Below are 13,497 nucleotides of genomic sequence, written 5' to 3'. Positions count from 1 at the left end.
TCCTTCGTCGCGGCCACTCGACCAGCGGTTGGCGGGGCGGCTACTCGACCAGCGGCCGGCGGACTATCGGCGCTGGTGCGGCAGTCCGAGTGCGAGCATGCCGATGATGTCGCGCTGGACCTCGTTCGTCCCGCCGCCGAAGGTGAGGATCAGCGAGGAACGCTGGAACCGCTCGAGGCGGCCCTGCAGGTGTGCGCCGGTGCTGCCGCGCCGCAGGGTCGCGGCGGGGCCGACGGTCTCCATCAGCAATCGGTATGCCTCGGTGGCGAACTCGGTGCCGTAGACCTTTGTCGCCGACGCATCGGCTGGGCTGGGCGACGCACCGGATGCAGCGATGGACGCGATCTTCCAGTTGATCAGCTTCAAGAACTCGACCTTGGCGTGGACGCGGGCGAGATTGCTCTGGACCCACGGGGTGTCGATGACCCGCTGCCCGTCACCGGTTTTGGTGTTCTGCGCCCATTCGACTGTCTCTCGCAAAGCGGTTTGGATGGGAGCGGCGCTGCACAGTGCGACGCGCTCGTGGTTGAGCTGATTGGTCACCAGTGGCCAGCCGCCGCCCTCCTCGCCGACCAGCGCCGAGGTGGGCACCCGGACGTCCTGGTAGTAGGTGGCGCTGGTGTCGACCCCGGCCATCGTGTGCACCGGCGTGTAGCTGAAGCCCTCCGCGGTGGCGGGAACGATCAGCATGGAGATGCCCTTGTGCTTCTTCCCGCCGGGTTCCAGCTGGCTCGGGTCGGTCCGACAGGCGAGCCAGATGTAGTCGGCGTAGGGAACCAGGCTGGTCCACATCTTCTGGCCGTTGATCACGTACTCGTCGCCGTCTCGGATGGCCGTGGTCCGCAGCGCCGCCAGGTCGGTGCCTGCGCCGGGCTCCGAATAGCCGATGGAGAAGTGCAACTGTCCCGCCGCGATCTTCGGCAGGAAGAACGCCTTCTGCTCGTCGGTCCCGTAGTGCATGATCGTCGGCGCGACCGAGTTGATGGTCAGGAACGGGACCGGGGCGCCGGCGATCGCCGCTTCGTCGGTGAAGATCAGCTGGTCCATCATGGACCGGTTCTGGCCGCCGAACTCGGTCGGCCAACCGAGGGCGAGCCACCCGTCGCTGCCCATCTGGGCGACCACGTCGCGGTATGCATCGCCCTCGCCGAGTTCACCTTCGCCGCCGGTCAGGGCGGCTCGGCGCTCATCGGTCATCAGGGCCGCGAAGTAGGATCGCAACTCCCGACGAAGGTCTGTCTGCTGGTCGGTGTAGGCGATGCGCATCGGGCTCTCCGTGTCCTCGGGCTGATGGGGCGTACCGGCGATATGTCACAGTGATCAACCGGAGATGGCGAGGTGGTACTCGCCAACTTCTGAAACACGTTCTAACCTGAATGACACAGCCCGTCAACCAGACGAACAGTCTCGAAGGAGTGGCCAGGATGCGAATCAAGGCAGATTTCGACCTTTGCGAGTCCAATGCCGTGTGCGTGGGCATGGCGCCGGATGTATTCGACCTCGATGATGACGACTACCTGGTGATTCTCAACGAAGAGGTGCCCGCAGAGCGCGAGGAGGAGATGCGGCAGGTGGTGGCCAGCTGCCCCAAGTCCGCGCTCTCGCTGGAATGAGCCGAACGACGGGAATCTGACCAACCGGTTCCGGTCTGAGCGCGTTCGTGCTAGAACAGGTTCTAGTTTGTTGCAGCCTTGAGGAGGGAACTGGCGTGGGTCAGTCGTTGGACGGACGTGTAGCGGTCGTTACCGGAGCCGGTGGGGGCCTCGGTCGCGCGGAGGCGATCGGATTGGCCGGCGAGGGCGCCACGGTGATCGTGAACGACCTTGCGGCGTCACTCGATTCGAGTGATGTCATCGACGTCATCACGGCGGCCGGAGGCCGGGCAGTCCCAGTGGCGGGAGACATCGGGGAGTCGGCGACCGCGACGGAGATCATGCGGACCGCCACGGACGACCTCGGCTCTCTGGACATCGTCATGAGCAACGCGGGGATCACCCGCGACAAGATGTTGTTCAACATGACCGACGACGAGTGGGATCTGGTCATCCGGGTCCATCTGCGCGGGCATTTCCTGCTCAATCGCAACGCTGCGAGCCATTGGCGCAGCGCCTCGAAGGCGGCCGGGGGGCCGGTCTACGGGCGCCTGATCAACACCGCCTCGGAAGCGGGACTCCTCGGACCGGGCGGGCAGGCGAACTATGCTGCGGCCAAGTCCGGGATCATCGCCCTGACGGTGTCGGCGTCGCGGGCGCTCGAGCGTTACGGGGTCCGGGCCAATGCGATCTGTCCCCGCGCGCGGACGCCGATGACCTCGGACGTCTTCGGGGATGCTCCCGACGACGGTGCCGATCCGCTTGCGCCGGAACACGTGGTCAAGCTGGTGAAATACCTTTCCGGAAGCGATGCCGAGAGGGTTACCGGCCAGGTCTTCGTCGTCTACGGGGCCAAGGTCATGCTGATGGCCGCCCCGACCGTGGAGGAGACCTTCACGGCAGTGGGGGCTGCATGGGAAGATGGCGACCTGGCGAAGACGCTGACCAGCTACTTTGCCGGCCGCGATGCGAGCCGGACGTTCTCGGCGAGTGAATTGGTCGACTGACCAAACGTGTGTTGACCACATGATAAGTTCGCGGTGTTCGCCGGGGCGGGCACAGCGACGGGGGGTTCCCCCGGGGGGTAAGGAGTGTTGGTGTTTGAGAAGCTCGCCACGCCTATGTCAGGTGTTGGGGACTTCGTCGCCCTGGGGGTCGAATCCGCACGGGAGCTGTTCCGCCGGCCATTTCAATGGCGCGAGACGGTCGAGCAATCGTGGGCGATCGCCCGGGTCTCGATGGTCCCGACCCTTTTGGTCGCCATCCCGTTCACCGTCCTGGTCAGCTTCACGCTGAACATCCTGTTGCGCGAGATCGGCGCACAGGATCTGTCGGGTGCCGGCGCGGCATTGGGCACGATTACCCAGATCGGACCGATCGTGACGGTACTGATCGTCGCGGGTGCCGGAGCCACCGCCATCTGCGCCGACCTCGGCGCGCGCACCATCCGCGAAGAGATCGACGCGATGAAGGTGCTCGGCATCAACCCGATCCATCGCCTCGTCGTCCCGCGCATCATCGCGTCCACCGGAGTGGCCATCCTGCTCAACAGCCTTGTGTGCACGATCGGCATCGGCGGCGGATTCATGTTCTCGGTGTTCCTGCAGGACGTGAACCCGGGCGCGTTCATCGCGAACCTGACATTGCTGACCGGCTTCGGGGAGCTGATGATCTCGATGGTCAAGGCAGCGCTCTTCGGCCTGTTCGCCGGGATGGTGGGCTGCTATCAGGGCCTCAACGTCAAGGGTGGTGCCAAGGGTGTCGGCGACGCGGTCAACGAGACCGTCGTGTATTCGTTCATGGCGTTGTTCGTCGTCAACGTCGTGGTGACCGCGGTCGGTCTCAAAGCGACGGCGGGCTGACACATGGTTCTTCCGTTCACGACCAGGTTCCGCAGTGCCCGCATCGCCGCGAAGCGAGCCGGCGAGGACTGGGATCAGATCGGCGATCAGGCCCTTTTCTACTGGGACAGCATCGTCGCGATCCCGCGAGCGATCAAGCATTACAAGAAGGAGACCCTGCGTCTCATCGCGGAGATCTCGATGGGTACCGGAGCGCTCGCCATGATCGGCGGCACGGTGGTGGTCGTCGGCTTCCTGACGCTGTTCACCGGCGGCACCATCGCCGTCCAGGGGTACAGCTCGCTGGCGAACATCGGCGTCGAGGCGCTGACCGGCTTCTTCTCGGCGTTCATCAACGTGCGTATCGCGGTCCCGGTCATCTCGGGTATCGCCCTCGCCGCGACGATCGGCGCAGGTGCGACGGCTCAGCTCGGCGCGATGCGGGTCAGTGAGGAGATCGATGCCCTCGAGACGATGGCGATCTCCTCGATCCCGTATCTGGTCAGCACCCGGATCGTCGCGGGCCTGATCGCGATCATCCCGCTCTACGCGCTCGCGTCGCTCGCCTCGTTCATCGCCAGCCGGTTCGCCACGGTGTTCATCTACGGACAGTCACCAGGCGTCTACGACCACTACTTCAACACGTTCCTCATCCCGTCGGACATCCTCTGGTCCTTCGTGCAGGCGATCTGTATGGCGGTGGCCGTGATGCTCATCCACACCTATTACGGCTACAACGCGTCGGGTGGTCCCGTGGGCGTCGGCGTCGCGGTGGGGAACGCGGTTCGTGCATCGCTCGTTGTTGTGGTTGTGATCACACTTTTGACGTCGCTCGCCATTTACGGCGCCGACGGCAAATTCAACTTGGCGGGATAAGGGACATGGTCAGACGACAGGAGCGCAGCAGAGCGGTCCGCCGGACGGCGGCGACCGTCATGGTCGTGTCGCTGGTCGCCGTCATCGCGGCGGCGGCCGGCCAGTTCCTCGGCTGGTTCGACTCGACCCAGCCGGTCACGTTGCAGGCACCGCGAGCCGGGCTGGTGATGAACCCGGACGCCAAGGTCAAGTTGCGTGGTGTGGAGGTCGGCCGGGTCGCGTCGATCTCGGAGAACGGCAACAACGCGGTGGTCAAACTCGACATCGCGTCCGACCAGATGTCGAAGATCCCGGGCAACGTGAGCGCCGACATCAAGTCGAACACCATCTTCGGTGCGAAGGCGGTGAACCTGGTTGTCCCGTCGTCCGGGGCGTCGGGGACGATCCAGTCGGGACAGACCATCGACGCCGATCACGTGGTGGTCGAGCTCAACACGGTGTACCAGCAGCTGGTGGGTGTGCTCGCGCAGCTGCAGCCGGAGAAGCTCAACGCAACGCTCGGTGCGATCAACACCGCGCTGTCGGGACGCGGTGAGCAGGTCGGTGTCGCTGTCGATCAGTTGTCGAAGCTGGTCGGTACGACCAACAAGCACCTTCCCGAACTCAATGCCCTGTTCCGGCAAACCGCCACAGTGACGAATGTGTACGCGGACACGATGCCGAACCTGATGCGCACGGTGGACAACTTCACCTACGTCGGGAACACCCTGGTGGACAACACCGCCAATCTGGACGCGCTGCTCATCAACGCGACCGGGATGGCCAACACGATCAACGGGATCATCGCGCCGTCGAAGTCGACCCTGATCTCGGCGCTGTCGAACCTGAATCCGACGGCCCGGCTGCTCGGATATCAGGCCCCCGGCCTGAAGTGCTTCATCACCTCGGTCGCCCAGGGTGGCCAGAAGGCGGCACCGGTTTTCGGCGTCAACGACGGCCTGCTGAAGTTGAACGCCGGTCTGCTGCCGGGCAAGGAACCGTACCGGTACCCCGAGGATCTCCCGCGGGTGGCTGCGAACGGCCCTCCCACCTGTGAAGGCGGGCTGAGCAACGTGGACTCGACCGAGCACGTGCCGTTCTATGTGAGCGACACCGCGAGCACCCCCTACCAGCCTCGTACCACTCCCAAGGCCGACAAGACGAAGATCTTCCAATTGCTGTTCGGAGCACCGCCCCGTGGATAACCGTGCCCGCGCGTTCCGCGCAACTCTCATCAAACTGGGAGCGTTCACCGTCGTGATGGTCCTGGTGTTCGTGGCGCTCGTCGTCGTGTTCAGCCAATATCGCTCGGGCAAGTCCGAGGAGTATTCGGCACTGTTCACCAGTGCGTCGGCGATCAAGCCGGGGAGCAAGGTGAAGATCGCCGGGGTCGAGGTCGGGTCGGTCAAGAAGGTGTCGCTCACCACCGACAACGAGGCCAAGATCGGTTTCAGCGTCGACCAGAAGTTCCCGTTGCCCACCTCGGTCCAGGCGCTCGTACGCTACGAGAACCTCACCGGTGACCGTTACCTCGAACTGCAGCGCGGCACCGGCGACCCCGACAAGACACTCTCGCCGGGCGACCAGATCCCGGTTGCGCACACCCAACCGGCGCTCGACCTCGACAAGCTCCTCGGCGGGTTCAAGCCTCTCTTCCGGACACTGAATCCGGCTGAGGTGAACGAACTCTCGGCGTCCTTGATCGACGTCTTCCAGGGGCAGGGTGCCGGCCTGAACAGTCTGTTGTCGAACACCTCGCAGTTCACCAATGCACTCGCCGATCGTGACGCACTGATCGGCCAGGTCATCGACAATCTGAACAAGACCCTGACGACGCTCGACGGTGACCGCAAGGGCTTCGATCAGAGCGTCGATCTGCTGCAACAACTCGTGACCGGCCTGTCCGCGCAGCGGGGCACGATCGGCAATGCGTTGACCCAGACATCGAAGCTGACCAACGGCCTGTCCGATCTGCTCGTGTCCACCCGACCCGACATCCAGTCCACCACCGCCAACCTGGGCAAGACCTCCGAGCAGGTCCTCAAGGGTGGCGACTACGTGAGCGGCCTGATCCAGCGGCTACCCGGTGATTTCCACAAGCTGTCCAATCTCGGCAGTTACGGTGCGTGGCTGCAGATCTGGCTCTGCAAGGTTCGGATCATCTTCAGTGGTCCGGGCGGCAAACAGATCTCGTGGACGAACATCGATGCAACGGGCGACACGACCGGACCCGGGGGGAGGTGCCCGATCTCATGAGCCTTCCGTTCAGCGGAATCTTCCGCAACAAACGCACGACGTCGGGGGACGCAGACGTCGCCCGAGAAGACAAGCGCGGCGGGCGCAGTCGGGCGCAGATCGGCGTCATCGGCGTGGTGATCACCGCTCTCGTGGTGATTGTGGCCATGCAGATGGACAAATTGCCGTACCTGTCGCCGATCAGCACCTACAAGGCCTACTTCGACGACGCGGGCGGCCTTGTCTCCGGCGACATCGTGACCGTATCCGGCGTGAATGTCGGTACGGTTCAGAATGTCTCGCTCGCGAACACCAACGGTGGCACCAAGGCGCAGGTGACGTTCCGGATGAACGACACCGTCATGATGGGGATCGATTCGCAGGCGGCGATCAAGACCGAGACCGTCCTGGGCCGGCGCAACCTGACGATCCTGCCGCACGGACCGGACCGTATCCGGCCCGGCGGTGAGATCCCCAACGAGAACACCATCGCGCCGTACTCGCTCACCGACGCCCTCGAGGGCGCGACCGACACACTGGCGGAGACGGATTCCGACCAGCTCAACAAGGCGCTCAATGTCATGTCGGACACGTTCGCGCAGACGCCGGATCAGGTGCGCGGCGCCGTCGATGGTGTTGCCCGACTCTCGAAGTCGGTGGCCGACCGTGACGACGCGTTGCGGGGACTGCTCGGCAAGGCGAATCAGGTCACCAAGATCGTCGGGGACCGCAGTGAGCAGATCAATCGGCTTCTGTTGGATGCCAATTCGCTCGTCGGAGAACTGCAGACCCGGCAGGCGGCGATCGCGGCGCTGATCTCCGGCACGCGTGATGTGAGTGTGCAGATCAGCGGCTTCATCAAGGACAACAACGCACAGCTGACCCCGGTCCTGACCAAACTCGACGGAGTGCTGAAGATCCTCACCGACAACCAGGCGAGCCTGAAATCGGCCATCGACGAGCTCGGTCCGTACGCCAACGTCCTCGGCGAGGCGGTGTCCTCGGGGCCGTACTTCTCGTCGCTGGTGGGCATCCCGACCTTCGGCGACTACACCGCGGTGTTCATGAAGGTCCTGCAACGTAAGTACCCGGAGGTCTGGAAGGCCTTCAACTACACGAATCCGTTGAACCCGAACGGTTTCAAGCTGGTGCCCGGCTACGACAACAATGCGCCGAAGCCGAAGGCGCCCAAGCTGGAATATCCGAAGGGCCCCGCGACGACACAGGGGCAGGGGGGCTGACATGGGCATCGGCAAACGCATCTGGCAGGCCATCGCCGCGGTGGTGCTGGCGATCCTGGTGATCGTCATCGGCTACGTGGGCTTCAACAAGGCGACCAACAACACGATCACCGCCTACTTCCCGTCCGCCGGCGGGCTCTACAACGGTGACCCGGTCCGGGTCCTCGGCGTGAACGTCGGCAAGGTGACCTCGGTGACGCCGCGTGACGGTGATGTCGAGATCAAGATGCAGGTGGACAAGGACACTCCCATCCCGGCCGACGCCAAGGCGGTAGTGGTGGCGCAGAGCCTGGTGTCGGGGAGGTTCGTCCAGCTCACCCCGGTGTACGCCGGCGGCGCGAAGATGGCCGAGAACGCCGACATCCCGATGAACCGGACGGCCGTCCCCGTCGAATGGGATGACATCAAGAAGCAGTTGTCCAAACTCACCGAGGCGGTCGGTCCCAAGGGTGCCGATCCCGGCTCGGCGGCACGGCTGATCGATGTCGCGGACAAGAACCTCGACGGCAACGGGGCGGCCATCAACGCGTCGATCAAGGAACTCTCCGACGTGATGGGCACCCTCTCGGCCGGCCGCGGCGACCTGTTCTCCACCATCCGGAGCCTGCAGAAACTCACGGACGCGTTGTCGACGAGCCATGAGCAGATGGTTCAGTTCAACGGCCGCATCGCATCGGTCAGCAAGGTGCTCGGAAACAACACCGACGAACTCAACGGCGCTCTGCACAACCTCGACAGTGCGATGTCGGACGTGCAGGACTTCATCAACAAGAACGGGAAGACACTGTCCGGTTCGGTGAAGAATCTCTCCGACACGACGAAGATCCTGGCCGACAAGGACCAGCAGATCCGCGGGCTCCTGCACTCGGGGCCGCATCAGCTGGCCAATTTCTACAACATCTACAACCCGATGACCGGCTCCCTCTCCGGCATCTTCGGTCTGGGCATGGGCGCGAACCTCATCACGCTGTTGTGTGGGTCGATGCAGGCCAACGACCGACCGGGGCAGAGCCAGGCAGAGGTGGAGAAATGTGTCGACGTGATGGCGCCGGTCCTCTCCTCGATCTCGATGAACTACCCGCCGTTCCTCACCAATCCGGTGACCGGTATCAATGCGCGGCCCAACCAGATCCAGTACCAGAACGCCGATGTCAAGGCGCGTGCGCAGGCGGGAATCCGCGAGCAGGACGCCCAGACCCGCAAGAACGACAACTCCGGCGGCAGTGCCCTCGGCAATCTCCTCGTGCCGTTCGGAGGTGAGAACTGATGCGCCGGGCGGGAATCGCGGTCATCCTCGCCGCCCTGATCGCCGGTGTGTCGGGGTGTAGCTTCCAGGGGCTCAACAGTATGGCGATCCCGGGTGCGCAGGGCACCGGCAACGGGTCGTACGTGATCTCCGCGATGATCCCGACGGCGGCCGGACTGGTGTCGAATGCGCCGGTGATGATCGACGACGCCACCGTCGGCAGCGTCGGTCCGATCACGGTGGACAACTGGAACGCGCACGTGGACATCCGTCTGAACCCTGGTGTCACCGTGCCGCGCGGATCGCACGTGATGGTCGGGTTGACCAGTGTGCTCGGGTCGTCGCACCTGCAGATCGTCCAGCCAGAGAACCCGACCGGCGGGGTGATGGCGGCAGGTGAGGAGATTCCGCTCACCAAATGTCCTGAGCAGAGCAACATCACGACGAGTCCCGGTGCGCCGTCGGTGCCCGACATCAATTCGGCACAGCAGGTCGCGGCGTGTACCTACCCGACCACCGAGCAGGTGCTGAGTTCGCTCTCGGTGGTGCTCAACGGTGGTGGGCTGGCGCAGTTCGGCGACATCGTGCACGAGATGAACTCGGTGTTCACCGGGCGGCAGGACACCATCAGCAAGCTGGTGCCGCGGCTCAACACCCTGGTCGGCGATCTGAACAACCAGAAGGCCAACATCATCCGGGCGACCGAGGGACTGGACAGACTGGCCGCGTCGATCAACGAGCAGACCCCGACCGTGGAGAAGGCGCTCTCCGACGGGCCGCAGATCCTCGGTCTCCTCAACGAGCAGAAGCAGCAGTTCATCGACACGCTCGGCGCTCTGGGGAAGCTCTCGAAGACGAGCAACGACATCATCGATGCGAACGACAAAGACATCAAGACCATCGTGTCGAATCTGTCGCCGGTCCTCGATCAACTACAGGCGACCGGGCCGGCTCTGACACAGTCGCTCGGCATCTTCCTGACCTTCCCCTTCTACGAAGCGGCCATCCCGAAAATCGTCAAGGGCGACTACGTGAACAGTGACCTCGTGCTCGATCTGAGCTTCGGACGGCTGTCGCGCGGTTTGCTCTCCTCGGTCGGCCTGGTCGGGCCGGAAGGCGTCCTCGGACAGCAGGCGGGTGCGGCCAAACGCGGTCTCGATCCGTTCACCTCGCCGCTGAGCCCGGATGGGATGCAGCCGAACAAGAAGCAATCGAACGGACGCGCCCCGGCGACCGCCTCGGCGCCGGCGCCCAAGAAGAGCGGGGGCAACTGATGAAGATCACCCGCTTCGTCCGGATCCAGCTGCTGATCTTCGCCATCGTCACGGTGATCGCGCTGATCGCGATGGCGATCTTCTACATCCGGATTCCGTCGATGTTCGGGATCGGCGAGTACCGCGTCGAGCTCAAGTTGCCGAGCAGCGGTGGGCTGTACCAGAACGCGAACGTCAGTTTCCGTGGCGTGAACGTCGGTAAGGTCACTGCGGTCCAGCTGACCGAGAACGGTGTGGTCGCCGACCTGTCGATCGACAGCGGGACCGAGATCCCGGTGTCGTCGCAGGCCGCGGTGCGCAGTGTGTCGGCGATCGGCGAGCAGTACGTCGAGTTCACACCGGTGCCGAACGGACCGTCCGGCCACCTGTATGACGGCTCGGTGGTGGACAGCGGCCAGGTACCCGTCGAGATCTCGACCATGCTCGACCAGGCGAATGCCTTGCTGAACAAGGTCGGCGACACGAAGCTGCGTTCGGTGATGGACGAGGCCTTCGAGGCCTTCAACGGCACCGGTGAGCAGTTGCAGCGACTGCTCGACTCGATGACGTTGCTGGTGGGCGACGCGTCGAAGAACACCGAGCCGTTGATGAAACTCATCGATCAGTCCGGGCCGCTGTTGTCCACCCAGTCGCAGACCACCGACGAGATCCGTTCCTGGACCGCAGATGTCACCAAGTTCACCGATCAGTTGCGGGCCAACAACCCAGAGGTCACCGACATCCTCGAAAAGGGGCCGTCCACGGCGTCGCAGACGCAGGAACTGTTCTCGTCGATGGACCAGACACTGCCGATGCTCATCGCGAATCTGGGCGTGTCAGCGAAGACACTGGCGGTCTACCATCCGAATCTCCAGCAGATCGTGGTGATCTATCCACGCCTGATGGCCGCTCTCATCACCGCACTCAACACCGAGAACGGACATTACGGCGCCAACGTGGATTTCGCGTTGGGCTTCCAGGACCCGGGGACCTGCACGATGGGATTCATGCCGGCTTCGCAGTGGCGATCGCCTGCGATCCAGACGCCCCGCGACATCCCGCCGGGCATGCTGTGCCGAGTGCCGCAGGACTCGAACCTTGCCGTGCGCGGCGCCCGGAATTTCCCGTGCGCGGAGTTCCCGGGTCGCCGGGCTCCGACACCCGAGGAATGCCGGACGGGCTACAAGCCGAAGGGTGAGAACGTCGCCTTCCCGGACGGGCTGCCCTTCGGGCTCAAGGCGCCGGCGAACGGCCAGGCAAAGCCCGCAGGTGGTCAGGCAAAGCCCGCGAGCGGTGAGGCAACCCAGGCGACCCCGTCGAGCTACACGCCCGGCGCCGCGGTGTATGCCACCCCGTACGATCCCAAGACGGGTGACTACATCGGTCCGGACGGCAAGACCTACAACGCCGGTCTGGGACAGGATTCACAAGGACAAGACAGTACGTGGGAGAGCATGATCAGCAGCACGGTGCAGAAGTGACCTCGGACAAGTCTGAGGACACCACGCCCGACCCCAGCCCGGAAAGCACGGAGGAACAGGCGTCGGCCCCGTCGACGCCTGTTCGTCGTGCGCCTGTTCGCAAGGCCCCGCTCGGCCGTGGGCGGAAACGGCCCCCGGGTTCGGCCGGGTCCGGAGGGGCCGCGGCGCCTGCCGAGGAGCTGTCGTCGGACGCCGAGGTCGAAGGCTCCAGTGAGATCGAGAGCGCCGGTGAAGCGGCGGGTACTGCCGAAGCCGTCGAGAACGCAGACGAAACCGACAGGGGCGACCCGGGTAAGAGTGACACCGGTAAGGGCGACTCCGAGGAGCAATCGATCCCGGTCGCGGGTGATCAGCTCACCTATCGAGAGCGTCGAAGTGCGCGCAACGCCGCGTCGCGTCGGAGCCGCGACGATCGTCTCGCCGGCGACGGGTCGGCGGTCCGGTACAAGGGCGCCGATTCGTCGCGGACCAAGCGCATCGTCCTGGCCTCGGTGTGCGGGGTCGTGATCGTCGCCTGCGTTGCGGTGTCGGTGATCTTCGCAGTAGGTATCAACCGTTATGACAAGAAGAACGACCTGCGAGCCGAGTACTCGGATTTCGCCTCGCAGATGATCGTCAACCTGACCACACTCAACCCGAACAACGTCGACGGTGCTCTGAAGACGTTGCAGGACAAGACGAGTGGCAAGGCTCAGCAGCAGATGCAGGACTCGATGAAGCAGGCTGTCGGTCTGGTCAAGGACCAGAAGATCGACACCAAGACCACCATCCTGTCGGAGGCCGTGACCAAGGCGGAGCCGGACGAGGGAACTGCCATCGTCGTCTACGGGTGGCAGATGAAGAATCCGGATCCCAAGGAGGAGACGATCGTTCAGACGTTCCGGTGGCGGGTACAGATGACCCGGATCAACGGCGACCTGAAGATGACGAACTTCGAGTGGGTGACGTAGATGCGTATCACCACCGGCCGCGTCGTCGCGGCAACGCTTGTCATATTGCTGGTCGCGGCTGCGGCCGTGACGGTGTTCCTCGGCATCCGGTTCTTCGACGACCGAGCAACCGAGAACGCGCGGAACTCATCCCTGGATGCAGCAAAAGGCTACGCCACCACCATGTTCGGGTACACCCCACAGAACGTCGATCAGCACATCGCGGAGTCGCAGTCGGTGTTGACCGGTGCGGCAAAGCCGACCTACGACGATCTGGTCACCAAGAACAATCTCGCCACCGAGGTGCGTAAGCAGGGTGTGGTGTCAGCCGTGACCATCCAGGACGCCGGCGTGGTGACCAACACCCAGGACACCTCCAAGGTGCTGATCTTCATGAACCAGTCGGTCACGCGCAACAACAAGGAACTCGTCCGCGTGGACCCGAGCAGGCTGACGTTCAGCATGGTCAAGCAGGGCGATCGGTGGATGATCAATGGGATCGACGTGATCACCGACGACTCGTTCCGTAGCCGTGTCGAGCAGACGGACACACCGCCGCCCGGTGCTGTTCCCATGCCGACGTCGAAGTCTCCGTCGTCACCTGCCCCGTCGGCTCCGCCCGCGGGCTGACGCCCACGCGGCCTCGATACGCTCCCTCGCAAGCTCGGGGGCTACTCGACCGGCAGCTGGTTCGGACTTGTGCGGCCCGCTTAGCCAGAAAAGCGCCCCCGAAAAGCGCCCTGTCCACGGTTCTCGTCGACGATATGTCGACGAGGCTCTGGAGGAGGGCGCTTTTCGGGGGCGCTTTTCTGGTCAGGAGGCGC

13 protein-coding genes are annotated in these 13,497 nt (G+C 64.1%); 12 read left to right on the top strand and 1 reads right to left on the bottom strand.

Features of this window, described 5'->3' with window-relative positions; translation table 11 throughout:
- Positions 1-63 precede the first annotated feature (63 nt).
- Positions 64-1,266 (bottom strand): acyl-CoA dehydrogenase family protein, encoded by a 1,203-nt coding sequence (locus OVA31_RS06485; RefSeq protein ID WP_267630277.1) that lies wholly within the window; start codon positions 1,264-1,266, stop codon positions 64-66.
- Positions 1,267-1,424: 158 nt separating this feature from the next.
- Between OVA31_RS06485 and OVA31_RS06480 the strand changes: the two genes are divergently transcribed.
- The 12 genes from OVA31_RS06480 to OVA31_RS06425 all read left to right on the top strand — a co-directional run bounded on the left by OVA31_RS06480 (position 1,425) and on the right by OVA31_RS06425 (position 13,303).
- Positions 1,425-1,613 (top strand): ferredoxin, encoded by a 189-nt coding sequence (locus OVA31_RS06480; protein WP_164310824.1) that lies wholly within the window; start codon positions 1,425-1,427, stop codon positions 1,611-1,613.
- Positions 1,614-1,708: 95 nt separating this feature from the next.
- Positions 1,709-2,599, top strand: coding sequence for a 3-oxoacyl-ACP reductase (locus OVA31_RS06475; protein WP_267630276.1), 891 nt, complete (start codon positions 1,709-1,711; stop codon positions 2,597-2,599).
- Positions 2,600-2,713: 114 nt separating this feature from the next.
- Complete coding sequence (locus OVA31_RS06470) at positions 2,714-3,454, top strand: MlaE family ABC transporter permease (RefSeq protein ID WP_203588569.1); 741 nt, start codon at positions 2,714-2,716, stop codon at positions 3,452-3,454.
- A 3-nt stretch (positions 3,455-3,457) separates the two neighbouring features.
- Positions 3,458-4,309, top strand: coding sequence for an MlaE family ABC transporter permease (locus tag OVA31_RS06465; protein WP_267630275.1), 852 nt, complete (start codon positions 3,458-3,460; stop codon positions 4,307-4,309).
- Positions 4,310-4,314: 5 nt separating this feature from the next.
- On the top strand, positions 4,315-5,493 hold the full coding sequence (locus OVA31_RS06460; protein WP_267630274.1) for an MCE family protein: 1,179 nt from the start codon (positions 4,315-4,317) through the stop codon (positions 5,491-5,493).
- On the top strand, positions 5,486-6,544 hold the full coding sequence (locus OVA31_RS06455; RefSeq protein ID WP_267630273.1) for an MCE family protein: 1,059 nt from the start codon (positions 5,486-5,488) through the stop codon (positions 6,542-6,544). Before OVA31_RS06460 ends, OVA31_RS06455 begins: the two co-directional genes overlap by 8 nt.
- Entirely contained in the window at positions 6,541-7,764 is a 1,224-nt protein-coding gene (locus tag OVA31_RS06450) for an MCE family protein (RefSeq protein ID WP_267630272.1), read from the top strand. Before OVA31_RS06455 ends, OVA31_RS06450 begins: the two co-directional genes overlap by 4 nt.
- A 1-nt stretch (position 7,765) precedes the next feature.
- Positions 7,766-9,031: an MCE family protein gene (locus OVA31_RS06445; RefSeq protein WP_267630271.1), complete on the top strand. Its 1,266-nt coding sequence runs from the start codon at positions 7,766-7,768 to the stop codon at positions 9,029-9,031.
- Positions 9,031-10,284 (top strand): MlaD family protein, encoded by a 1,254-nt coding sequence (locus OVA31_RS06440; RefSeq protein WP_267630270.1) that lies wholly within the window; start codon positions 9,031-9,033, stop codon positions 10,282-10,284. Before OVA31_RS06445 ends, OVA31_RS06440 begins: the two co-directional genes overlap by 1 nt.
- Positions 10,284-11,744, top strand: a complete 1,461-nt coding sequence (locus OVA31_RS06435; protein WP_267630269.1) for an MCE family protein — start codon at positions 10,284-10,286, stop codon at positions 11,742-11,744. Before OVA31_RS06440 ends, OVA31_RS06435 begins: the two co-directional genes overlap by 1 nt.
- Positions 11,741-12,694 (top strand): hypothetical protein, encoded by a 954-nt coding sequence (locus OVA31_RS06430; protein WP_267630268.1) that lies wholly within the window; start codon positions 11,741-11,743, stop codon positions 12,692-12,694. The genes OVA31_RS06435 and OVA31_RS06430 overlap by 4 nt, the downstream gene beginning before the upstream one ends.
- Positions 12,695-13,303, top strand: a complete 609-nt coding sequence (locus OVA31_RS06425) for a hypothetical protein (protein ID WP_267630267.1) — start codon at positions 12,695-12,697, stop codon at positions 13,301-13,303.
- Positions 13,304-13,497: the final 194 nt, after the last annotated feature.

This window comes from Gordonia sp. SL306 (assembly GCF_026625785.1).
GTDB lineage: Bacteria > Actinomycetota > Actinomycetes > Mycobacteriales > Mycobacteriaceae > Gordonia.
The sequence above is the reverse complement of the archived record's forward strand: the minus strand, read 5'-3'. Positions and strand labels throughout refer to the sequence as shown.

Excerpts from the sequence above, each read along its gene's own strand:
- OVA31_RS06485 (WP_267630277.1), bottom strand. The coding sequence starts at position 1,266 with ATGCGCATCGCCTACACCGACCAGCAGACAGACCTTCGTCGGGAGTTG.
- OVA31_RS06480 (WP_164310824.1), top strand. The coding sequence starts at position 1,425 with ATGCGAATCAAGGCAGATTTCGACCTTTGCGAGTCCAATGCCGTGTGC.
- OVA31_RS06470 (WP_203588569.1), top strand. The coding sequence starts at position 2,714 with ATGTCAGGTGTTGGGGACTTCGTCGCCCTGGGGGTCGAATCCGCACGG.
- OVA31_RS06465 (WP_267630275.1), top strand. The coding sequence starts at position 3,458 with ATGGTTCTTCCGTTCACGACCAGGTTCCGCAGTGCCCGCATCGCCGCG.
- OVA31_RS06460 (WP_267630274.1), top strand. The coding sequence starts at position 4,315 with ATGGTCAGACGACAGGAGCGCAGCAGAGCGGTCCGCCGGACGGCGGCG.
- OVA31_RS06450 (WP_267630272.1), top strand. The coding sequence starts at position 6,541 with ATGAGCCTTCCGTTCAGCGGAATCTTCCGCAACAAACGCACGACGTCG.
- OVA31_RS06445 (WP_267630271.1), top strand. The coding sequence starts at position 7,766 with ATGGGCATCGGCAAACGCATCTGGCAGGCCATCGCCGCGGTGGTGCTG.
- OVA31_RS06440 (WP_267630270.1), top strand. The coding sequence starts at position 9,031 with ATGCGCCGGGCGGGAATCGCGGTCATCCTCGCCGCCCTGATCGCCGGT.
- OVA31_RS06435 (WP_267630269.1), top strand. The coding sequence starts at position 10,284 with ATGAAGATCACCCGCTTCGTCCGGATCCAGCTGCTGATCTTCGCCATC.
- OVA31_RS06425 (WP_267630267.1), top strand. The coding sequence starts at position 12,695 with ATGCGTATCACCACCGGCCGCGTCGTCGCGGCAACGCTTGTCATATTG.